Origin of the sequence: Shewanella zhuhaiensis (assembly GCF_022484835.1) — a bacterium.
Classification (GTDB): domain Bacteria; phylum Pseudomonadota; class Gammaproteobacteria; order Enterobacterales; family Shewanellaceae; genus Shewanella; species Shewanella khirikhana.
This window is the reverse complement of record NZ_JAKUDL010000004.1, coordinates 378,671-400,704: the sequence shown is the minus strand read 5'-3', so window position 1 is coordinate 400,704 and position 22,034 is coordinate 378,671. Positions and strand designations below refer to the sequence as shown.

Annotated in this window: 16 protein-coding genes; 12 read left to right on the top strand and 4 right to left on the bottom strand. The window is 56.4% G+C overall.

Features of this window, described 5'->3' with window-relative positions; all coding sequences use genetic code 11:
- Positions 1-145: 145 nt before the first annotated feature.
- Positions 146-727 (top strand): hypothetical protein, encoded by a 582-nt coding sequence (locus tag MJ923_RS13805; protein ID WP_240591597.1) that lies wholly within the window; start codon positions 146-148, stop codon positions 725-727.
- On the opposite strand, the gene MJ923_RS13800 is transcribed toward MJ923_RS13805, so the two are convergent.
- The gene (locus MJ923_RS13800; RefSeq protein WP_240591596.1) at positions 684-1,214 is read right to left on the bottom strand and encodes a 2-thiouracil desulfurase family protein; all 531 of its coding nucleotides are present in this window, start codon (positions 1,212-1,214) and stop codon (positions 684-686) included. The genes MJ923_RS13805 and MJ923_RS13800 overlap by 44 nt on opposite strands.
- Before the next feature lie 353 nt (positions 1,215-1,567).
- Between MJ923_RS13800 and MJ923_RS13795 the strand changes: the two genes are divergently transcribed.
- The 7 genes from MJ923_RS13795 to MJ923_RS13765 all read left to right on the top strand — a co-directional run bounded on the left by MJ923_RS13795 (position 1,568) and on the right by MJ923_RS13765 (position 14,174).
- Positions 1,568-2,362, top strand: a complete 795-nt coding sequence (locus tag MJ923_RS13795; protein ID WP_240591634.1) for a GntR family transcriptional regulator — start codon at positions 1,568-1,570, stop codon at positions 2,360-2,362.
- Complete coding sequence (gene prpB, locus MJ923_RS13790) at positions 2,359-3,243, top strand: methylisocitrate lyase (protein WP_240591595.1); 885 nt, start codon at positions 2,359-2,361, stop codon at positions 3,241-3,243. Before MJ923_RS13795 ends, prpB begins: the two co-directional genes overlap by 4 nt.
- 189 nt (positions 3,244-3,432) lie before the next feature.
- Positions 3,433-4,569 (top strand): bifunctional 2-methylcitrate synthase/citrate synthase, encoded by a 1,137-nt coding sequence (gene prpC / locus MJ923_RS13785; RefSeq protein WP_240591594.1) that lies wholly within the window; start codon positions 3,433-3,435, stop codon positions 4,567-4,569.
- A gap of 100 nt (positions 4,570-4,669) precedes the next feature.
- Entirely contained in the window at positions 4,670-7,255 is a 2,586-nt protein-coding gene (acnD, locus tag MJ923_RS13780; protein WP_240591593.1) for a Fe/S-dependent 2-methylisocitrate dehydratase AcnD, read from the top strand.
- A 98-nt stretch (positions 7,256-7,353) separates the two neighbouring features.
- Positions 7,354-8,559 (top strand): 2-methylaconitate cis-trans isomerase PrpF, encoded by a 1,206-nt coding sequence (gene prpF, locus MJ923_RS13775; RefSeq protein WP_240591592.1) that lies wholly within the window; start codon positions 7,354-7,356, stop codon positions 8,557-8,559.
- A 2-nt stretch (positions 8,560-8,561) separates the two neighbouring features.
- On the top strand, positions 8,562-9,311 hold the full coding sequence (locus MJ923_RS13770) for an SDR family oxidoreductase (RefSeq protein ID WP_420854486.1): 750 nt from the start codon (positions 8,562-8,564) through the stop codon (positions 9,309-9,311).
- A 372-nt stretch (positions 9,312-9,683) separates the two neighbouring features.
- Complete coding sequence (locus MJ923_RS13765) at positions 9,684-14,174, top strand: EAL domain-containing protein (RefSeq protein WP_240591590.1); 4,491 nt, start codon at positions 9,684-9,686, stop codon at positions 14,172-14,174.
- Between the two features lie 71 nt (positions 14,175-14,245).
- On the opposite strand, the gene MJ923_RS13760 is transcribed toward MJ923_RS13765, so the two are convergent.
- Positions 14,246-15,331: a branched-chain amino acid aminotransferase gene (locus tag MJ923_RS13760; RefSeq protein WP_240591589.1), complete on the bottom strand. Its 1,086-nt coding sequence runs from the start codon at positions 15,329-15,331 to the stop codon at positions 14,246-14,248.
- A gap of 108 nt (positions 15,332-15,439) precedes the next feature.
- On the opposite strand from MJ923_RS13760, the gene MJ923_RS13755 reads away from it, so the two are divergent.
- Positions 15,440-16,609: a CaiB/BaiF CoA transferase family protein gene (locus MJ923_RS13755; RefSeq protein WP_240591588.1), complete on the top strand. Its 1,170-nt coding sequence runs from the start codon at positions 15,440-15,442 to the stop codon at positions 16,607-16,609.
- 14 nt (positions 16,610-16,623) lie between these two features.
- Here MJ923_RS13755 and MJ923_RS13750 read toward each other — a convergent pair whose 3' ends face one another.
- The gene (locus tag MJ923_RS13750) at positions 16,624-17,463 is read right to left on the bottom strand and encodes a choice-of-anchor H family protein (protein WP_240591587.1); all 840 of its coding nucleotides are present in this window, start codon (positions 17,461-17,463) and stop codon (positions 16,624-16,626) included.
- Positions 17,464-17,707: 244 nt separating this feature from the next.
- On the opposite strand from MJ923_RS13750, the gene MJ923_RS13745 reads away from it, so the two are divergent.
- The 3 genes from MJ923_RS13745 to MJ923_RS13735 are packed head-to-tail and all read left to right on the top strand — an operon-like array spanning position 17,708 to position 20,084.
- Positions 17,708-18,007 (top strand): PepSY domain-containing protein, encoded by a 300-nt coding sequence (locus MJ923_RS13745; RefSeq protein WP_240591586.1) that lies wholly within the window; start codon positions 17,708-17,710, stop codon positions 18,005-18,007.
- A gap of 2 nt (positions 18,008-18,009) precedes the next feature.
- Complete coding sequence (locus MJ923_RS13740; RefSeq protein WP_240591585.1) at positions 18,010-18,684, top strand: response regulator transcription factor; 675 nt, start codon at positions 18,010-18,012, stop codon at positions 18,682-18,684.
- On the top strand, positions 18,684-20,084 hold the full coding sequence (locus MJ923_RS13735) for an ATP-binding protein (protein WP_240591584.1): 1,401 nt from the start codon (positions 18,684-18,686) through the stop codon (positions 20,082-20,084). Before MJ923_RS13740 ends, MJ923_RS13735 begins: the two co-directional genes overlap by 1 nt.
- A gap of 623 nt (positions 20,085-20,707) precedes the next feature.
- Here MJ923_RS13735 and MJ923_RS13730 read toward each other — a convergent pair.
- On the bottom strand, positions 20,708-21,928 hold the full coding sequence (locus MJ923_RS13730) for a hypothetical protein (protein WP_240591583.1): 1,221 nt from the start codon (positions 21,926-21,928) through the stop codon (positions 20,708-20,710).
- Positions 21,929-22,034 lie beyond the last annotated feature (106 nt).

Genomic DNA, 22,034 nt, shown 5'->3' with positions numbered 1-22,034 from the left:
CCGTTCATATGCCGTCCTTTTTATCTTTTAAAGCCCAGTCAACCGCGCTGAAAACCCTGTTGCCTTAGTGCTGTGATCGCTTTAATTTGCTATAAGCAGGTTAAAAACAGCTAGCAATCACAGCGTCATACCAGGGACGGGCACCATGACCAAAATCACTTACGCATTTGTCTTCATTAGCAGTGTGCTCCTCTCGCTGTCATCAGCGGCGGGCAGTTCTGAAGCTGTTACCCCCCCTTCCACGCCATGCAAGCAAACAGCTGAATTGGCGGTAAAAATCGCACCAGACCATCAGTTACTCAAAGCGCTGGCCCTTAGCAACAGCTACTGTTTCCAAGTGCATATAGGGCAAAGCAAGCAAGGTGCCAAATACTCCCGGGAACAACGCCACAACATTAACAAAACCCACGACACCTATCTCATAGCCTATAAGGCGCTTAACACCGACGAAGCAAAATTGTTACTTGCAGACCAGTTTCTGAGAGAGGAAGCGCAGCAACATGTGGTGTTTATGGTTGAGCGCAGCGGCAGACTGGAGGTGGTACTTAAAGCGGCAGAATGGGCTGATTATAGTGGTGGCTACGGCTCACGTTTATTTCCCGAGGAAGACAGTGCTCGCTTAAGCCAATTATTTATAAGGCAATTGCCACACCAGGGACCGCTGACCCTACTCAATCACCAATCTACGCCAGCCGCTCAGCCAATTGTTGCAGCTGATATTCGGTAAAGACTTCTATGCCGTGCTGACTCAGCAGCGCTGCGGTAATGCCATCGCCGTCAATCAGGGTGCGAGAAAAGCTGCCATCGTAAATCTGCCCCTTGCCACAGGATGGGCTGCGGGCCTTTAAAATGGCAAAACGAATATTGGCTTCCCGGGCAAGCTTCAATGCCGCCTCGGCGCCCCGCACGAAGGGGGCAGTCACATCTTCTCCCGTCACAGTGACGACCCGAATGGCCTGCTTTGGGTCTGGCGTTTGCATTTCCGCTGACAGCCGCGAGATTTCCGCCGGTGGTCTCCTTATTTCTGCCGGAGGGCTGACAATTTCCGCCGCAGGCCTTGGCGTCGGCAAGCCGCCGGCGCATTCGGGGCAGATACTGACAAAGCGCCCCTGCTGCTGCCAGCCTTGCCACAGGGGGGAATCCAGCAAATTATCTTTGCCGTCATATCGCACAGCTTCGCCCAGCAGGCAGGCGCTCACCAAAATTTTTTCCATCGCTTATTTACTCGGTGCCGGGCGGCATCTTTCGTGAAATACCGCCGCCCCCATTATCGGCTGATAACCACATCATCCCACGCCTTGCAGACAAAGTGCAAAATCGCCAGTTGTTGACAATAAATAGTTTCAACTTGCTGTAACGCAAACAACACAGCAAACAGAAAAATCCAAATAACTCATTATTTATCAATTATTAATTACATAATTAAGTCACAAATCCGAAATAATTAGACTTACGTCTACGTCAACGGATTGTTGACAATTCGCCAGAACGGGTCTAATTTTCAACCATTGTCAGTGACCAAGCCGCTGCGAAAGCGACAGTGGCAAGCATTCGAGCCAACGCCCAGATGAGCCAGAGCAACTCCAAAGAACTCAGTACTGAACTCAGCACCGAACGCGGCACTGAACGCAGTGCCGTTGATCGCGGCGCGGCTACCCTGGCCGATCAGGTATTGAGTGCCATTCAAACCGCCATCATCAAGGGCGAACTGGCCCCCGGCAGCAAGATCAACGAACAGGCGCTGGCCGCCCAATTCGGGATCAGTCGCGGCCCCACCCGCGAAGCGCTGCAAACTCTGGAGCGGCAACGGTTGGTGGTGCGCATGCCCCATGTGGGCGCCCGGGTGGCCCAGCTGTCGGTGGAAGAACTGAACGACCTCTATGACCTGCGCTCCACCCTGGAAGCCATGGCCTGTCGCCTCGCGGCCGAGCGCATCACAGACGCCCAACTTGCCGAATTACAGGCGCTGCTTGAGCGTCAGGAGGCGGCGCTCAAGCAGGGCGATACCTATTTTCAGGAGCAGGGTGATGTGGACTTCCACTACCAAATCATCCGCGCCAGCGGCAACAAACACCTGCAGGAAACCCTGATGGGTGGGCTGTACCACCTGCTGCGCATGTACCGCTATCAGTGCAGCAACCATCAGCGCCCAAGCCGCGCCATTGCCGAACACAGACGCATAGTGGAAGCCATCAGCGACAGAGACGGTGAGCTGGCGGCGCTGTTGATGCAGCGCCATATCGAACAGGGACGCCGCAACACAGAGGCGCGTCTTAAAGAACTCAAGGCCGAGGCAAGCGCCCGTGAGCACAGCTCGCTTTCCTTCGGCAACACACAGCAATTAAAGGGAGAGACAGCATGACCCACAGCGCAGGCAAGCGTTTTCGCGACGCACTGGCACGCTCCAAACCACTGCAAATCGTCGGCACCACCAACGCCTATTTCGCTCTGATGGCCGAAAAGACCGGCTTTCAGGCGCTTTATTTGTCCGGCGCCGGGGTGGCCAACGCCTCCTATGGTCTGCCGGATCTGGGCATGACCTCCATGAACGATGTGCTGATTGATGCCGGTCGCATCACCTCGGCCACCGAGCTGCCACTTTTGGTCGACATAGACACCGGCTGGGGCGGCGCCTTCAACATCGCCCGCACCATCAAAGAATTTGAAAAGGTCGGCGTTGCCGCGGTGCACATGGAAGATCAGGTATCGCAAAAGCGCTGCGGCCATCGCCCCAACAAGGCCGTAGTGAGTACCGAAGAGATGGTCGACCGCATCAAGGCCGCCGTGGATGCCCGCACCGATGAGAACTTCGTCATCATGGCCCGCACCGACGCGGTAGCCGTTGAAGGGCTGGACGCCGGTATCGAGCGCGCCCAGGCCTATATCGAGGCCGGTGCCGACATGATTTTTGCCGAGGCCCTGACCGAGCTGCCTCAGTACCGCAAGTTCAAAGACGCGGTAAAGGCACCGATCCTCGCCAACATGACCGAATTCGGTCAGACCGAGCTGTTCGACAAGTCAGCCCTGTATGAAGCCGGAGCCGACATGGTGCTGTATCCGCTCGGCACCTTCCGCGCCGCCAACCAGGCCGCCCTTAAGGTGATGCAGGCACTGATGAACGATGGCCACCAGCGCAATGTGTTGGATACCATGCAAAGCCGCAAAGAGCTGTACGAGTTTTTGAACTACCACAACTTTGAAGACACGCTGGACCGCCTCTTTGCTGAAGGCAAAAACAAATAAGGCCGCAGGCCTGAACAAGTAAAAGACAAGCAAGGACGAAGACAGCGGGGCATAAGGCCCAGGCAGTAGCTGCTTCCCGCCCCGGCAAAAATCCGGGGCGAACAAAGTAATCCATAAATCAGCGCCGGGACCCCATCGCCCTACCGATGCCGGCCTTCAGAAAAAGACGAGTTTACGAGGGAATGCAAAATGGCTGAGACAACCGATAAAAAACTGAGTGGTGCAGGCCTGCGTGGTCAGAGCGCCGGTGAAACCGCCCTGAGCACAGTGGGTAAATCAGGCTCAGGCCTCACCTACCGCGGCTATGACGTGAAAGATCTGGCCGAAAACGCCAGCTTCGAAGAAGTGGCCTTTCTCATTCTCTACGGCGAGCTGCCCACCCAGCTGGAGCTGGACAACTACCGCGCCAAGCTCAAAGGCCTGCGCGGCCTGCCACAGGCACTGAAAGAAGTGCTGGAGCGCATTCCCGCCAATGCTCACCCAATGGATGTGCTGCGTACCGGCTGCTCCATGCTGGGCAACCTGGAAACTGAACACAGCTTTGCCGACCAGTTTGATGTAACCAACCGCATGCTGGCGGCCTTCCCGTCCATCATTTGCTACTGGTATCGCTTCAGCCACGACGGCGTGCGCATCGAAACCGAGACCGATGACGAGCAAATCGGTGCCCACTTCCTGCACCTGCTGCACGGCAAGGCGCCTTCTGCCCTGCACGCCCGGGTCATGGATGTGTCCCTCATCCTCTACGCAGAGCACGAGTTCAATGCCTCTACCTTTACCGCCCGCGTCTGCGCCTCAACCCTGTCTGATATGCACTCTTGCGTAACCGGTGCCATCGGCTCACTGCGTGGCCCACTGCACGGCGGCGCCAACGAAGCGGCCATGGAACTGATTCAGGACATGCGCGACGAGCAGCACGCCCGCGACGTACTGGCCGGTATGCTGGAGCGCAAAGAGAAGATCATGGGCTTTGGTCACGCCATCTACCGCGAGTCCGACCCTCGTAACGCCATCATCAAAGAGTGGTCTGAAAAGCTCGCCAAGGAATACGGCGACGACCGTCTGTACCGTGTTTCCGTGGCCTGTGAAGCCTTCATGTGGGAACAGAAGAAGCTCTTCTGTAACGCCGACTTCTTCCATGCCAGCGCCTATCACTTCATGGGCATCCCCACCAAGCTGTTCACCCCCATCTTCGTATGTTCACGGGTCAGCGGCTGGACTGCCCACGTGATGGAGCAGCGCAGCAACAACCGCATCATCCGCCCAAGCGCCGATTATGTGGGTGTGGAACTGCGCAGCGTGACCCCAATCAGCGAGCGCGGCTGATAACAGCGGGGCCGACGAGCAGTCGGCCCCAATAACGCCCGCCGCACAAAAACAACAGCCACTCACTATTCGCGCCCCTTTGCCTGTCTGGAACGCCGTTATGAACACTCAATTCCGCAAGCCGCTGCCCGGTACCAATTTAAGCTTCTTCGACACCCGCGAGGCGGTGGATGCCATCGCCCCCGGCGCCTTCGACAAACTGCCCTACACCGCCAAGGTGCTGGCCGAAAACCTGCTGCGCAAGGCCGAGCCTGCGCGCTTGAACGACTTTTTAAGCCAGCTGATTTTCCGCAAGCAGGACCTCGACTTCCCCTGGTTTCCGGCTCGCGTGGTATGCCACGACATTCTCGGCCAAACGGCCCTGGTTGACCTTGCCGGTCTGCGTGATGCCATTGCAGCCAAGGGCGGCGACCCGGCCAAGGTGAACCCTGTGGTGCCAACCCAGTTGATTGTGGACCACTCGCTGGCGGTGGAGCACGGCGGCTTTGAAAAAGACGCCTTTGAGAAAAACCGCGCCATCGAAGACAGACGCAACGACGATCGCTTCCACTTTATCAACTGGACCAAAAAGGCCTTCCGCAATGTGGACGTGATTCCACCGGGCAACGGCATCATGCACCAGATAAACCTGGAAAAGATGTCACCTGTGATCCAGGTGCGTGACGGCATCGCCTTCCCCGACACCTGTGTCGGCACCGACAGCCACACCCCCCACGTGGATGCCCTCGGCGTTATCGCCATCGGCGTGGGTGGCCTTGAGGCCGAAAACGTGATGCTGGGCCGCGCCTCCTGGATGCGCCTGCCGGATATCGTCGGCGTTGAGCTTACCGGCAAACCAAATCCAGGCATTACCGCCACCGACGTGGTGCTGGCGCTGACCGAATTTTTACGTAAAGAGCGGGTGGTGGGTGCCTACCTTGAGTTCTTTGGCGAAGGCGCCAAGGCGCTGACTCTGGGTGACCGCGCCACCATCTCCAACATGACCCCCGAATATGGCGCCACCGCCGCCATGTTCTATATCGACGAGCAAACTATCGACTATCTGCGTCTCACAGGCCGCGACGAGCAGCAGGTGCAGCTGGTTGAAAACTATGCCAAAACCACAGGCCTGTGGGCGGATGCCATGACAGGTGCCGACTATGGCCGGGTACTGACGTTTGACCTCTCCAGCGTGGTGCGCAACATGGCGGGGCCTTCCAACCCCCATGCCCGTTTGGCCACCAGCGATCTGGCCGCCAAGGGTATTGCCGCCGACTGGCAGGAAGAAGCAGGCAAGATGCCCGATGGCGCTGTGATCATCGCCGCCATCACCAGCTGTACCAACACCAGTAACCCCCGTAACGTGATTGCCGCGGGTCTGATTGCCCGCAACGCAGTGCAAAAAGGTCTGGTGCGCAAGCCCTGGGTGAAAACCTCACTGGCCCCCGGCTCCAAGGCGGTTGAGCTGTACCTGAAAGAAGCAGGTCTGCTGCCGTACCTTGAACAGCTAGGCTTCGGTATCGTGGCCTTTGCCTGCACCACCTGTAACGGCATGAGCGGCGCGTTGGACCCAGTCATCCAGCAGGAAATCATCGACCGGGATCTGTACGCCACCGCCGTGCTCTCAGGCAACCGTAACTTCGACGGCCGTATTCACCCCTATGCCAAGCAGGCGTTTCTGGCTTCGCCGCCTTTGGTGGTGGCCTACGCCATCGCGGGCACAGTGCGCTTCGATATCGAAAAAGATGTGCTCGGCAAAGATGCCGATGGCAACGCGGTAACCCTTAAAGACCTGTGGCCAGAAGATGCGGAAATCGATGCCATCATCAAGTCATCGGTGAAGCCTGAGCAGTTTCGCGCTGTCTACGACCCCATGTTTAATCTCGCCGTGGAATACGGCACCGAGAAGCCACTTTACGACTGGCGCCCACAGAGCACCTACATCCGCCGCCCGCCTTACTGGGAAGGCGCCCTTGCCGGTGAGCGGACTTTAAGCGGTATGCGGCCACTGGCGGTGCTGGGTGACAACATCACCACCGACCACCTGTCACCCTCCAACGCCATTCTGGCAAGCTCCGCCGCCGGTGAGTATCTGGCCAAAATGGGCCTGCCGGAGGAAGATTTTAACTCCTACGCCACCCACAGGGGCGATCACCTGACAGCCCAGCGCGCCACCTTCGCCAACCCCAAGCTCTTTAACGAGATGGTGAAAGACGCAGACGGCAAGGTGAAGCAGGGCTCACTCGCTCGCCTCGAGCCCGAGGGCAAGGTGCTGCGTATGTGGGAAACCATTGAAACCTACATGGAGCGCAAGCAGCCGCTGATCATAGTGGCCGGTAAGGACTATGGTCAGGGCTCCAGCCGTGACTGGGCCGCCAAGGGCGTGCGCTTGGCTGGTGTTGAAGTGATTGTGGCCGAAGGCTTCGAGCGTATTCACCGCACCAACCTGGTGGGCATGGGCGTGTTGCCGCTGGAGTTTATGCCGGGTGAAACCCGCATGACCTACGGCATCGACGGCACCGAGACCTTCGATGTGAAGGGCGAACGCACCCCGGGTGCAAGCCTGACCCTATTGGTGCATAAGACAAATGGCCAAACCCTGGAAGTGCCGGTGAAGTGTCGCCTGGATACCGCCGAAGAAGTGTCCATTTACGAAGCAGGAGGAGTTCTGCAACGCTTCGCCCAGGACTTTTTGGCTAATTCATAACACGGCCTGTTGCACCCAGGGCTTTGTTGGCCGTGCTCATGTAGGGTTCCCTACACTGCGCGCGGCGGCCTCGCCCCAATCGTTTTTGGGAGATTAAAATGTTTAAACCACAAATCCGCATTCCTGCCACCTATATGCGTGGCGGAACCTCCAAAGGGGTGTTTTTCCGCCTCGACGATTTGCCTGAGGCGGCACAGGTGCCGGGAGCAGAGCGTGATGCGCTGCTGCTGCGGGTGATTGGCAGCCCCGACCCTTACGGCAAGCACACCGACGGTATGGGCGGCGCTACTTCGAGTACCAGCAAGTGCGTGATCATGAATAAAAGCAGCGTGCCCGGCCACGATGTGGATTACCTCTATGGTCAGGTGTCCATCGACACCGCCTTCGTCGACTGGAGCGGCAACTGCGGCAACCTGTCCACCGCCGCCGGTGCCTTTGCCATTCACGCGGGCTTGATTGACGCTTCGCGGGTGCCTGAAAACGGCATCTGTGAAGTGCGGATTTGGCAGGCCAATATCGGCAAAACCATTATCGCCCATGTACCTGTGACTAACGGCGAAGTGCAGGAAACAGGTGACTTCGAGCTCGATGGAGTGACCTTTCCGGCCGCCGAAATCGTGCTGGAGTTTGTTGACCCGGCGGATGGCTCTTCTCAGGACGGTGGCGAAGACGGCGGCGCCATGTTCCCAACCGGCAATCTGGTGGACGAGCTGGACGTGCCCACCGAGGTGCACTTAAGCGGCAAAATTCAGGCGACCCTGATCAATGCCGGGATCCCAACCATTTTTGTCAATGCCGAAGACCTTGGCTATCGCGGCGACGAGCTGCAGGAAGCCATCAACGGCAACCCCGCGGCCCTTGCCATGTTCGAGCAGCTGCGCGCCCACGGCGCCATCAGGATGGGGCTTATCAAGAGCCTCGATGAGGCCAAGACCCGCCAGCACACCCCCAAGGTGGCCTTTGTAGCCAGGCCCATGACCCATGTGGTGTCGAGCGGCAAGACGGTTGAAGCGGATGACGTCGACCTCCTGGTTCGGGCGCTGTCCATGGGCAAGCTGCACCACGCCATGATGGGCACAGCCGCTGTGGCCATAGGCACGGCGGCCGCTATTCCCGGCACCCTGGTGAATCTTGCCGCCGGTGGCGGTGAGCGGCAGGCGGTACGTTTCGGCCACCCATCCGGCACCTTGCGCGTAGGCGCCGAAGCCAAACAAGTAGACGGCCAGTGGACTGTCACCAAGGCCATCATGAGCCGCTCGGCGCGCATCCTGATGGAAGGCACAGTACGGGTGCCCCAGGACTGATGCTGCAACTTAAGCCAGCAGTACTGATTACCGGCTCCGGCCGGGGCATAGGGGCTGCCACCGCAAGGCGCCTGGCTCAACTGGGCTGGCGCATTTGCCTTAACTACCGCAGCGACAGCGCTTCTGCCGAGGCGCTGACCAAGGAGCTTTCGGCCATCACCGAGGTGATTTGTGTACAGGCCGATGTGGCCGATGAGGCGCAGGTGCTGGCTCTCTTTGGTCGAATCGATGAGGCATTCGGTGGCCTCACCCATCTGGTGAATAACGCTGGTATTTTGCTGCCGCAGATGCCGCTGCTGCAGATGGATGCAGAGCGCATCAATCGGGTGCTCAGCACCAATGTCACCTCGCAGTTTCTCTGTGCCCGTGAGGCGGCAAAGAGGATGTTAACGCTGGATAAGGACGTAAATCGCGCCATCGTCAATGTGTCCTCCGGCGCGGCGCGCACCGGCAGCCCGAACGAGTATGTAGACTATGCCGCCAGCAAGGGCGCCATCGACACCTTTACCAAGGGGCTGTCTATTGAGCTTGCCCCCGCCGGTATTCGGGTTAATGGCGTGCGCCCCGGGCTTATCCATACCGACATCCATGCCGATGGCGGTGAGCCCGGCAGAGTGACCCGATTGCAAAGCCTCATTCCCCTTGGCCGGGGCGGCGAAGCCGACGAAGTGGCCAGTGCCATCGTCTGGCTGCTCAGTAATGATGCCAGCTTTGTCAGCGGCAGCATTATTGATGTAACCGGAGGCCTGTAGCTTGTTTGAAGCCTTATCCTTGCTTGCATTTGGGATATTTTCGCAGGCCCAGGGAATGCCCCAGCTGAGTCAATAGCAAATATTTCATCGAGGCATGGCAGCGCTGAAATACCTCATTCAATTCGGTTTTTGAAGGCTCCGCTTATTCCCTTCCGGCGGGGCCTTTTTTCTTTTTATCGTTTTACGTTACAAGCAAATTGACACCCCCGACCCGGGCGCTAGAATCTAACCACTTACAACAAAAAAACAACACTCATACCCTGTGAGGAACATAAGGGCATTCAGGCAGCAGCGAAGAATGCCGAATAATAATCCTGGCCGGAAAGACGCAGCTCACTGCGCACAGGCCTTCCCTTGCAAGATTGGAGAAGCATGTTTCGAGCACTTTTTGGCTCCTTGTCGATTCTGATCCTGGGTCTTTGCCTGTCTGTGGCAAGAGCCGATCACGGCAGTTATCACTACCATAACACTCTGGAATTTCAGCATTTCAGCAGCAGCGACGGGCTTAATCAGAACACCATCACCAGCCTGTATACCGACAAAGCCGGTATGCTGTGGATTGGCACCCAGGACGGGCTGCACTATTTTAACGGCCAGGAATTTGGCCTGTTCCTCCCCAACCCCAACGATGACACCAGCATCTCAGAAGGCTACCTCACCGACATAGTGCAGGATCCGGAAGGCTTTCTGTGGGTCGCCACCTACACCCAGGGCATCAACCGCCTCGATCTGAAAACCGGTAAATTCACCCGCTTTGGCAGCGAGTCCGGCCTAGCTGAGCTGAGGGTGACCCAGCTGGCTGTCATTGGCGACAGCCTGTGGATTGGCACCGAAAAGGGCCTGTTCGCCATGCAGCGTAAAAGCGGCCAGATACGTCCAATTCCACTGGGAAATGCTCTGCATCCGAGGATCACCGCCCTTGGTAATGTGGCCGATGAATACCTGCTTGTTGGCACCCGCGAGCACGGCACCTATGCGGTCAGCAGCAACAATATCGTCCGGCTGAAATTACCTGCAGATCAGCCGGTGAACCGCATCCGCAGCCTCAATGGCAACGCCTATCTGGCCATTGGCAAAAGCCTGTGGCGTTACGAGCTGGACACCCACATTGCCCGCGAACTTTGGCAAAGCGAACCCCAGAGCTTTTTCCAGGGCGATCTGCGCGACTTTACCCTTGCCTCCGACACCGAAATCTGGGCCATTGCCCCCGGCGCCGGTCTGATTGAGTTGAAAAACACCGACCGCTGGCATGCCCGCTACCACAGAAACGATTCCCGCAGTTTCCGCGATGTCAGCGACAACAACCTGATGAGTATTCTGCTGGACCCCAACGGCGTACTCTGGCTTGGCGGCAGCTATTCGGGGCTGGATAAAATCAATATTCAGCGGCAGTACTTCGAGCATCTGTTCGACAACAACATTGCTTTACCCAAGCAAATCAATATGGTGCGTGCGATTCACCAAACCCCCGATGGTACCCTGTGGATAGGTACCGAAGGTGCCGGGGTGAAAACCTTAAATCCCTATGAGGATGGCTACCATTATCGCAACGACCTCTTTGCCAACGCTCTGGGAGTGGCGCAGGAATCATTCTCACTGGTGGTGCGGGACATCCAGGCCGACGATAGCGGCACCCTCTGGTTCGCCAGCAACTTTGGTCTTGGCAAGCTGGCGCAGGATGGCAGCTTCTCGCTGTTTCAGCCTGAAAAGCTGCATGGCCAGGGACGCTCCCTCGCCTTCGACGGCCGCGGCAATATCTGGATGGGCTCAGATGAAGGCCTGTACAACATGCCGCTGAACGGCGACAAGTTGCAGACCTTCCACCTGGAAGCCCTGCTCGATGGCCGCCTGCCACTAAGCCAAATTCTGGTGCTCAGATTTATCGATGACTGGCTGTGGATTGGCACCCTCGATGGCCTTATGCGCCTCAATCCGGTCAGCGGCGCTATCGAAACCTTCACCCACCTCGCCAACGATACCAACAGCCTCGGCAATAACCGGGTGCGCGATATCTATCAGGCCGCCAACGGCGATATCTGGGTCGGCACCCACGGCGGGATCAGCATTTTCAGTCACAGCAAAAATGGCTGGAAGATAAGCCATTTGAACGCCGAGCAGGGCGTGCCCAGCGACACAGTTTACGCCATCCTCGAAGATAAGCTGGGTCAGTTCTGGTTTTCAAGCAACGCCGGGATCAGCCGCTACATTCCCGGAGAAGAGCGGGTGGTCACCTTCAATAAGTTTGAAGGCTTACAGGAGCAGGAATACAACGGCGGCGTCAAACTCGCCGGAAAAGACGGCTACTTCTGGTTTGGCGGCATCAACGGCATTACCCGCTTCCGCCCCGAGCACATTCCCAAGGTGCGTCACGAACCGGCCATGGCCCTGACCAGCTACAGCATCGGCGGTAAACGCACCCGGGTTTTGGACCTCAGCGCGCCACCGGAAGTGAACATGGAATATGACGACAAGGTCGTCAGCTTCGAGGTCACCTCACTGGATTTCTCCTACCCGGGCGAAGACAGGTTTGCCTTCTTCCTGCAAGGGTTTGATAACCAATGGCGCAGCGCCCAGGCCCTGTCGCACATCACCTACACCAACCTGAGCCCCGGCAGCTACCTGCTGCGGGTGCGTCACGGCCTCAATGCCAATCCACTGGGGCATCAGGTAATGACCATCGCCCTCAACGTCAACGCGCCCTTCTATCGTACCGCCCCGGCCTACGTGGTCTATGCGGTGTTGCTGCTGGGGATCCTTGGCTGGTTCTGGCGCGAGCGTCAGACCAAAAAGGCCCAGCGACTGGAGTTTGAAACCAGCATCCGTACCTCGGAAGAGCGGCTGAAACTGGCACTGTGGGCCTCCGGCGATGGCATGTGGGACTGGAATATCCCCAGCGGTAAGGTGTTCCGCACCCGCATGCATCCCCATATGGAGCAGCAGGTCGACGGCCCTGTGCTGTTTGAAAAAATCCATACCGAAGACAAAGCCAAGGTGCTGCAGGCGGTGGATAAACACATCGACGGCGAGCGCGCCTTCTATGAGGCCGAATACCGCATTGAGGAAACCCCCGGACAGTGGATTTGGGTGCTGGACCGCGGCAAGGTGGTAGAGCGCGATAAAGACGGCAATCCGCTGCGGATGGTGGGCACCCACAAGGACATCACCAACCGCAAGAACATCGAAAACGAGCTCAGACTCTCGGCCCAGGTGCTGGCCAGCATGAACGAAGCCGTAGTGGTGGGCAGCCTGGATTATCGGGTGGCCTCGGTGAACCCGGCCTTTACCCTCATCACAGGTTTTACTCCGCAGCAGGTGGAAGGCAAACACTTCCTGTTCCTCGCTCACGATCGCGACCAAAGATTGCTGTACGAAGCCATTGAGCAGCAACTGCTGCGCAGCAAACACTGGGCGGGCGAGCTGAAAATCCGCACCCGGGATCAGCGCGCCATTCTGATTTGGCTCGAGATCAATCAGGTGCTGGACACCAAGTCAGAGGCGAGCCACTTTGTGGCGGTGTTTACCGATATCACCGACCGCAAAAAGGCCGAAGAAGACCTGCGCCAGCTGGCCTCATTCGACCCCCTGACCCAACTGCCCAACCGCACCCTGTTCCAGGACCGTCTGGGCCACGCTCTGGCGCAGGCACACAGGGCCGAGAGCATGGTGGCGCTGCTGTTTTTGGATCTCGACCGCTTTAAGCACATCAACGACTCCATGGGCCATCACATCGGTGACTTGCTGCTGAAATCCGTGGCCCACCGGCTGCAAAATTGTGTCCGCGAAGGCGATACGGTTGCGCGCCTTGGTGGCGATGAGTTCACCATCATTCTCGAAGGGGTGCACAAAACCAAGGCCGCCACCGTGATAGCCGAAAAGCTTATCCGCGCCTTCCAAACGCCCTTTATTCTGGAAGATCAGGTACTCACCATCTCGCCTTCCATCGGCATCAGTCTGTATCCATTGGACGCCGAAGACAGTGCCTCGCTGATCAAGTTTGCCGATACCGCCATGTATCACGCCAAGTCGCTGGGCAGAAACAACTTCCAGTTCTACACCTCACGCCTGAACGAATACGCCATGCGCCATGTGCAACTGGAAGCAGGGCTGAAACAGGCCATCGGCCGCCGCGAACTGAGCCTGGCTTTCCAACCCAAGTTCAGGGTCAGCGATGGCCGCATCACCGGCTTTGAAGCCCTGCTGCGCTGGCACAGTGGTGAGCTGGGGCCCATCTCCCCGGCGGAGTTTATCCCCCTTGCCGAAGAGATTGGCGTGATTAATCAGCTCGGGCACTGGGTCGTCAACGAAGCCTGCAGCCATATGGCCAATTGGGCCCAGCAAGGCTTCGATAACCTGCATGTAGCGGTCAATCTGTCGGCACGTCAGCTCAAGGCGGATATTCTGTCCACCATCGAAGTGGCGCTGGCGGTGGCGGGACTGCCCGCCAAATGCCTGGAGCTTGAACTGACCGAGTCGATGATCATGAAGAGCCCGCAGGAATCGGTGGCGGTGCTGCAACGGCTCAAGGCGCTCGGGGTGTCATTGGCGGTGGATGATTTCGGCACCGGCTACTCGAGTCTGGCGTACCTGAAGCGCTTCCCGCTGGATACCCTGAAGATTGACCGAGAGTTTGTGCGCGACATCAGCACAGACCCCGACGATGCCGCCATCACAGGCGCGATTATCGCTCTGGCGCACAGCCTCGAGCTGAATGTGGTGGCAGAAGGGGTAGAAAACGAAGCGCAGCTCGAGCACCTGCGCCGCCACGGCTGTGATGAAGTACAGGGCTTTATGCTCGGCAAACCTATGTCAGCCAGCGAGGCGCTGGCGCTGCTGAGGGAGAAAGCCACCTCAGAACAGCCCTGAAGATAAAAATCAAGCAACAAAAAAGGCTCCTGCGGGAGCCTTTTTGATGCCAGATTGGCAGTGGGTTTTGCTTAGCCGCGGTGCTCGACTTTGCGAACCCAACCTTCGGGGGCGGGGCGCAGGCCTTTTTGCATCTCGGTATACACCTTGTAGATGTGACGGATACGGTCGCCTACCAGCCCGTCACCCACGGTGACGATGCGGCCATCTTCGAAGATGTAAGAGCCAACCGGCGATACCACAGCGGCAGTACCAAAACCACCGGCTTCAACGATTTCACCGGCTTCGATATCGGCAATAAAGTCGCTCAGCTTCACGGTTTCCTGACGCACTTCGCAGCCCAGTTCTTCACCCAGCGCCAGAATCGACTCTGAGGTGATGGAGCGCAAAATGGTGTCGGTGAACTCAGGAATAATCAGGGTGCCATCTTTGCGGATATGGAAGTGGTTCATGGCGCCCACTTCTTCGATGTACTGATTGGTTGCATCCAGATACAGCACCTGGGCTGCGCCATGCTCGGCGGCAGCCTTACCGGCACGCAAGGATGCGGCATAGTTACCGGCGGCCTTGGAAGCCCCTGTGCCACCGGATACGGCCCGGTGAAACTGAGTGGTGATCAACAGGCGAATGGCATTGAGGTTTTTGCCATAGTAGGCACCGCTTGGGCTCAATACCACACAGAAGGTGTACTGGTTCGCCGGGCTTACCGACAGGCGGTCTTCAGTGGCAAATACAAAGGGGCGGATATAAAGACAGGCGCCTTCCTGACGTGGAAACCACAGACGGTCCACATCAATCAGGGCGTTGATGGCCTCAAGCTGCACGGCTTCCGGAATATTCGGAATACAGACAATGTCAGCCGAGCGATTGAGACGCTGGGCGTTTTTGTCCAGACGGAAGGTGTAAATTTCACCGTCGTCATGCATAAAGGCTTTGGCGCCTTCAAAGATAGACTGGCCATAATGCAGCGACATGGCGCCGGGCATCATTTCGAAGGGACCGTAGGGCAAAATACGGGCGTTCTGCCACTGGCCATCCTTGTAGTCCATCATAAACATATGGTCGGTTCTAAGCTTGCCGAATCCCACGTCTCCCTGAGGTTCAAAGGGCTCAGTGCGGCGCTCCGATGCGGGTTTTAAATTGTACTTTATATCCATTGCATACCACCTTGATGACTGACCTTGCAGACTAGGGAGCAGCAGAGATAAAGTCAATAGCGGCGCAAATTCCAACAAAAAGATGCTGTAAACCGTTAAGGAAACTCCATGAAACAACCGCTCAAAGGCCTGCGGGTACTGGATCTCTCCCGGGTGCTGGCCGGTCCCTGGTGCAGCCAGTTGCTGGCCGATATGGGTGCCGAGGTCATCAAGATTGAACATCCGGACGGCGGCGACGATACCCGCCACTGGGGGCCGCCCTATGCCGGGGGCCACACAGAGGGGGATGCAGCCTACTTCCTGGCCGCCAACCGTGGTAAAAAATCCCTACTGCTGGATTTGAAAAATCCTCATGATGTGGCACAAATTCAAAAGCTTGCCCGCCACAGCGACATACTGCTGGAAAACTTCAAAGTGGGTGGGCTGGCAAAATACGGCCTGGATTATGGCAGTCTCAAGGCGATGACCCCCCGACTGGTGTATTGCTCAATCACCGGCTTTGGCCAGAGCGGCCCGGACGCGCCCCGGGCTGGCTACGACTTTATGATCCAGGCCATGGGCGGGCTGATGAGCCTCACCGGCGCGGCTGATGTTGATGGCGGCGAGCCGATGAAAACCGGCGTGGCTATTACCGACCTCTTTACCGGGCTTTATGCCGCCAACGCCATTCTGGCCGCCATAGTGGCGCGCCAGTCCTCAGGCCTTGGCTGCCATATCGATATGGCGCTGTTTGATGTGCAGCTCGCCATGCTCGCCAATCAGGCGCAAAACTTCCTCGCCGCTGGCACCAATCCGCCCCGGCTTGGCAACGCCCACCCCAATATTGTGCCCTATCAGGCCTTTGCCTGCGCCGATGGCCACCTGATTTTAGCGGTGGGCAACGATGGCCAGTTTGCCCGCTTCTGCGAATTGGCAGGATTACAGGAGTTGCCCAGTGACAGCCGCTTCGCCACCAATGCCGGGCGGATCAGCCACCGCGAGACGCTGCTTCCGCTGATAAAGGCCGCCATGCTGAGCAAAACCAAGGGCGAGTGGCTTACGCTTTTAAACGGCGCCGGGGTGCCCGCCGGGCCGATAAACAATGTCGCCGAAGCGCTCGATGAGCCCCAGGCCAAACATCGGCAGATGCAAATTGTGCGCGACTTTAACGGCGAAAGGCTGCCCTTTGTGGGCAGCCCGCTGAGAATGGATGGTGAGGCGCTTAACTCGCCGCTGCCACCGCCACGGCTTGGGGAACATCAGGCCGAACTGCTGGCCTGGCTCGATACCCTCGAATAACCTTGAATCAGGCGTTAACGATTGAGCCTAGCAGCCTGTCTGCGGCCTCGCAGGCAGGCACCCAGCGCCAACAGGGCCAGCGCACCGGCGCCCAGGCTGCCGCCGCCATCCACCTCAATCACCACATCCTGTTCGCGGTCATAGTTGGCGCTCTCCAGCGGCAGGGCGTACAAATCATCGGTATCGTCCGAGCTGATGGTAGCCACCACGTCGCTGTAACCCACTTCATAGAGATCAATCAGCACATCGTAGTGGTCGGTGCCATAGCCGTCGGCCAGAGTGGTCACCACCTCGTAGTCGTCCAGCTCGTTGGCGCCGCGAATATAAAAGGTCTCGGTGGTGAAGTAACGCACCCAGTCGCCGCCATTGCGGCTCAAATACAGCTCGGCATAAACGGGCACAGACTCATCGGGATAGTTGGAATACACGTCCGCATCAAAGGTCACCGAAAAGCTGCGGTGAAAGCCATCGTAGTCCCTGTCTTCAAACAGGCGGGCAAAGGCATCGTAGAAGCTGAAGTCATGGTAAACGCCATAGCTTTGCTGACGACTGCGCTGCAGTTTGGAGGTTTTTTGTTTTTGCGCCGCCACCTGCTCGCGGGTTTTGGGCTCGGCGGCCACGGCCTGAATTTGCTGAACCCGAGTCTTAAGCTCGCTGGCCACAGTTTCATCCACATAGCGACTGCTGTCTGGCTTATCACTGAGCTGAGTCCCCACGGCGGCAATCTTCGGCGTCCCAATGGGCGTACCAGTCACCTCGTCTGAGGCATAAGCCGAGCCGCTCGCCAGCACTGTGGCTGCCACCAGGGCCTTAATGCTGAAACAAGAAACTGTGCCTTGGAATAATGTCTTCATAGTCGCGTCCTCGTACTGACTTGTTGAAGCCATTAAATCCGCTTCGCCATGAACGCTTCCTGAACGCTGTTTTTTACCCCTTTCAGCCAATGTTCAGCCGCTAACCGCTATCAATATGCCAACGGATTTCCAGAGGCGCCCCCGGATGGCACAAAGCATCCTGCGAGTTAAGTCGCTGTTCGCACTTTCCTTTCACGCGGGGGATCTTTTACACTGGCACCATTGATACGCAGAGATAAAAGACATGAAATACCGGATCTTGCTGACAATATTGCTTGGTGCCTGTTTGCAACTGGCGGCGCCGGGTACTGCCATGGCACAGGCCTATGCCCAGATGAACAATCAGGGGCAGCAGGGGCTTAAGGTTACCAGTGGCGATCAGGCCGCCGGCATGGCCGCAGGCCGCTACCCGGGGCGGGTACTCAAAGTCAGCCGCAGCCAGGTGGGCGGCAACCCGGGTTATCGGGTTAAGATGGTCAGCAACGACGGCAAGGTCTTTTACGTATCTGTGGATGCCCGTACCGGACGGGTTGGGAGAGACTGACAATGCGCCTGTTACTGGTTGAAGACGATGCGGCCCTGGCCGCCAATCTGGGGGATCACCTCAGAGAAAACCTCTACAGCGTGGATCTGGCCGCCGACGGCGAGCTGGGGCTGTTTCAGGGGCTGGAATACGACTACGACGCCGCCATTATTGACGTGGGCCTGCCCAAGCTCGATGGCATCAGCCTGGTGACCAAACTGCGCGCCGAGGGTCGCGAGTTCCCTATTCTTATCCTCACCGCCCGCGACAGCTGGGAAGACAAGGTCGAAGGGCTGGATGCCGGTGCCGATGACTACCTCACCAAACCGTTTCACCCACGGGAGCTGGCCTCGCGCTTAAAGGCACTGATTCGCCGCAGCGCAGGTAAAGCAAGCCCCATCATAGAAAACGGCCCTGTTACCCTCAATACCGCCAGCGGCGAAGTATTGCTTAACGGCGCACGGGTCAGCCTGTCGGCCTCCGAGTTCCGGCTGCTGCAATTTTTGATGATGCACCGCGGCGAGGTACAGTCCAAAACCGTGCTCACCGAGCATATTTACGATCAGGACTTTGACCTCGACTCCAACGTGATTGAAGTCTTTATCCGCCGGCTGCGTAAAAAGCTCGACCCGGACAACCAGCTCGGGCTGATTGAAACCCTGCGCGGTCAGGGCTACCGGCTGAACCTGCTCAGCTGATGTCAGATTCAGCCTCTATATCAAAGCCTGCGTCAAAATCTGCGCCCGAGCCGAGGCCTACCTCAGGCGTTATCGACCGCTTATCGCTGAAGACGCGCCTCTTCGTCAGTGCCGCCATTCTGGTGGCCCTGCTGCTGCCCGCCCTTGGCATAGCCCTGTTTCAGGCGTTCGAGCGTCAGGCGCTGGCGGGCAGTCGCGACGAGCTTGGCGCCCTGATTTACTCGGTGCTGGCACAAACCGACGTGATAGACGGCAAGCTGGAAATGCCGCCTTTCCTGAGTGAACCCCAATTCAATGTCGACGGCTCAGGTCTGTATGCCGAGGTGCGCTCAGGCGATGGTGACGTGCTGTGGCGCTCCGGCTCCCTGATTGGCCACGGCGCCATCGATAAGCTGCCCAGCCCAGCCCCCGGCGCCGATGCCAAGGTGTTTGGCGAAACCCGGCTTAACGACGAGCCGCTGTTCGTGATGAGCTTTACCGCCCTGTACGAGAGCAAGGGCGTGGATGTGCCCTTAAGCATTCATATTCTTAAATCCCAGCAGCGCTACCGCGAGGCGCTCACCGAGTTTGAATCCAGCCTGTGGCGTTATCTGCTGCTGGCGCTGGCGCTGCTCGCCGTGGTGCTGGGGCTGTGGCTGCGCTGGACCTTAAAGCCGCTGTCACGGTTCGAGGCCGAACTTAAGGCCGTCGAACACGGCGACAAGGAGCGCATCGATGATAATTACCCGGCGGAACTTGGGCCGCTGGTGCATCAGCTCAATTCGCTGTTAACCACTGAGCAAAACCAGCGCAAGCGTTATCGCAATGCCCTCTCTGACCTGGCTCACAGCCTGAAAACCCCGCTGGCGGTGCTGCAAAGCCAACCGGGGCTGGATGAAGCCGTGATGGAGCAGGTCGACAGCATCAGCCACAGCATCAGCCATCAGCTGAAACGGGCCCAGAGCGCCGGCGCCGCCTCCTGGCACCAGGGGGTAGAAATACTGCCCCAGGCCGAACGCTTAAGTCGCACCTTAAGCAAAATCCATGGCGACAAGGGCATCGACTTCGAGCTTAAACTCACTCCCGAGCTGGTATTCAAGGGCGATAAGGGTGATTTAACCGAGCTTTTGGGCAATCTTCTGGATAACGCCTGCAAGGCCGCCCGCTCACGGGTGTGTTTATCCGCCGCCAAGCAAGATGGCAGGCTGCGGCTTATCGTAGAGGATGATGGCCCCGGAGTGGATGAGTCGATGCGGGATAAGATTTTTGAGCGCGGTATTCGCGCCGATACCTACGACAAGGGCCATGGGATTGGCCTTGCCATAGTGCAGGATCTGACCGATGCCTATCAGGGACGCTTGCTGCTTGGACGCAGTGATTTGCTCGGCGGCGCGAGGTTTGAAGTGTCATTTCCTCAATGATGTGAGGATCGTATGCAGGAGGCCGCTAGACTTAGCGACGGGAAGTTTTTGAAGTCGTTTTTCAAACGACGAAAGTGAGTTTGTTGCTCTTCGAGCAACGAGAGATGAAAGTCGCTTTGCAAGCGACACAAATCGAAGCCTTCCAGGCTTCACCGGGGCAAGGTGCTTTGCTCGTCCAAAGCCCCTTGCAACCCAAAGGACGCCCCAAACAGTGCCGAAATCCCCTCGGGTTTATGGAGTTGGTCTTGCTACTGGTTCGGACTCACATCCCTGTTCGACCGAACCAGCCTCGACGTCCTTGTCTCGACTACGCGCCCAATTCCAACACCCTCAGCGGCACCGAAGGGGGAATGAAAGTAAGGTGCCATCCGCAAGTGAAGTGTCCTAAGTGTCCGGACTTTTCGTCAGGGGCACCTCACAAGTGAACTAAGCGCATGGCCAAGCCCGAGCACTTTGTCAAAACATCAGCTCAGAGCAACACCATTTAAGTCATTCATCAGCAAACACACCGACAGGGTGACAGGCAAGGCGTGCATCGGATGGCTATCCGAGGGCTAAAAACACTTAGCATCTGTGGCAGCGTCCATATATGTCTTTGTTATTTTACTATCTTCACTTTTACATCAAAACTCAACTTCATAGTATGTACGAGATGATTTAAATAACTCGGATTTTTTATCTAATCGCGCAACAGCATCAACTGAAACAGTCTTAAAAATTTTAAAATTAGCTACTATTTTAGCAGTCTCAATTATATTTCGCTGAGCATCTGTGCTCACGTCCAACTTAAATGTACTAGCTTGATTCCCTCTATCAAAACATCCTTTGACAAATTGAACTAACATATCATCATGCTGAAGCCACTTAGACTTTCTTAATAATTCCTTATCAGGAGAACTGAAGCTGGCAACAAACCTATTAAACTTACTTTCATTACCACCTTTAAAAGTAAACTCAACTGTTTTATTACCAGACTCCAACAAAAAATCTGACGCGTTTTTATCTAAACTAGCACCGTTACCTTTAGCACCTAATGAACACTCGACTGTTGAAGATCGAGTCTCAGAACTTGAGTCACTTCTATAAATCTTTACCTTTTTGGCACCTGCAATTCTTGCCACATTCACCAACTCAGAGTCCTGACTTATTACAAATGAATCCTCAAATAATTCGTCGATTGAAATCAGCTCTTTTATATCGGATTTAATATGTGCAGGATGACATATTAAAACATCATCATTGGTTAAATTTTCAAGTATAAAATTCTTATTACTTCTGTGTACGTACTCTATCGAAGGGGTGTTCTTGATGCTATGTGAATCCGTAATTTTATAAATTTCTTGATCTGGAAGCCCATTCAGCATCAACTGGGTTCTAAACCAAAATGCCTTTTCACCATAAGTAAACTCTGCGTCAGCACGTATCACACTCATTATTATGGGACTAATTAAATCTTTCACCTTTTGTTTAGAAGAGTCTTCTAATGCATCCCAACGATTGTGAAGTTTTCTAAAGTCGATGTATTCATTCTTTTTATCTTTAAGGCTGCTCCTTATGCTAACAAGGTCTTCTGTTTCTTTATAAACTTCCAGTAACCTATCAATTTCAAGATCAATTTCTTTACGTTCCTCATCACAAAAGTTTCCATCAGAGTATGCCGCAACTGCAGTTAGACACACTATGAATTCATACTCTTTCTTTTGAAGCTTAGTGATTTCAGGTTTTTCAGGCTTTTCATTATTCTCACCCCCCTCAATATCAGCGACTGCTTTACCACCTTTGTTTAAGATGGCACTCGTCACGGCGCCGAAAGCAATACCGGCAACTATAAATGGCAATGGCATATTTAAATCTCCCTTTATAACTAACTATTTCCTTAAGAACGTCAATAATATCTCATGGTTTGCAGCTCTTCGCTGCTTGAGACCTTTGCTTTGGCATTTTTGGCAT

Excerpts from the sequence above, each read along its gene's own strand:
- MJ923_RS13805 (WP_240591597.1), top strand. The coding sequence starts at position 146 with ATGACCAAAATCACTTACGCATTTGTCTTCATTAGCAGTGTGCTCCTC.
- MJ923_RS13800 (WP_240591596.1), bottom strand. The coding sequence starts at position 1,214 with ATGGAAAAAATTTTGGTGAGCGCCTGCCTGCTGGGCGAAGCTGTGCGA.
- MJ923_RS13795 (WP_240591634.1), top strand. The coding sequence starts at position 1,568 with ATGAGCCAGAGCAACTCCAAAGAACTCAGTACTGAACTCAGCACCGAA.
- prpB (WP_240591595.1), top strand. The coding sequence starts at position 2,359 with ATGACCCACAGCGCAGGCAAGCGTTTTCGCGACGCACTGGCACGCTCC.
- prpC (WP_240591594.1), top strand. The coding sequence starts at position 3,433 with ATGGCTGAGACAACCGATAAAAAACTGAGTGGTGCAGGCCTGCGTGGT.
- acnD (WP_240591593.1), top strand. The coding sequence starts at position 4,670 with ATGAACACTCAATTCCGCAAGCCGCTGCCCGGTACCAATTTAAGCTTC.
- prpF (WP_240591592.1), top strand. The coding sequence starts at position 7,354 with ATGTTTAAACCACAAATCCGCATTCCTGCCACCTATATGCGTGGCGGA.
- MJ923_RS13765 (WP_240591590.1), top strand. The coding sequence starts at position 9,684 with ATGTTTCGAGCACTTTTTGGCTCCTTGTCGATTCTGATCCTGGGTCTT.
- MJ923_RS13760 (WP_240591589.1), bottom strand. The coding sequence starts at position 15,331 with ATGGATATAAAGTACAATTTAAAACCCGCATCGGAGCGCCGCACTGAG.
- MJ923_RS13755 (WP_240591588.1), top strand. The coding sequence starts at position 15,440 with ATGAAACAACCGCTCAAAGGCCTGCGGGTACTGGATCTCTCCCGGGTG.
- MJ923_RS13750 (WP_240591587.1), bottom strand. The coding sequence starts at position 17,463 with ATGAAGACATTATTCCAAGGCACAGTTTCTTGTTTCAGCATTAAGGCC.
- MJ923_RS13745 (WP_240591586.1), top strand. The coding sequence starts at position 17,708 with ATGAAATACCGGATCTTGCTGACAATATTGCTTGGTGCCTGTTTGCAA.
- MJ923_RS13740 (WP_240591585.1), top strand. The coding sequence starts at position 18,010 with ATGCGCCTGTTACTGGTTGAAGACGATGCGGCCCTGGCCGCCAATCTG.
- MJ923_RS13735 (WP_240591584.1), top strand. The coding sequence starts at position 18,684 with ATGTCAGATTCAGCCTCTATATCAAAGCCTGCGTCAAAATCTGCGCCC.
- MJ923_RS13730 (WP_240591583.1), bottom strand. The coding sequence starts at position 21,928 with ATGCCATTGCCATTTATAGTTGCCGGTATTGCTTTCGGCGCCGTGACG.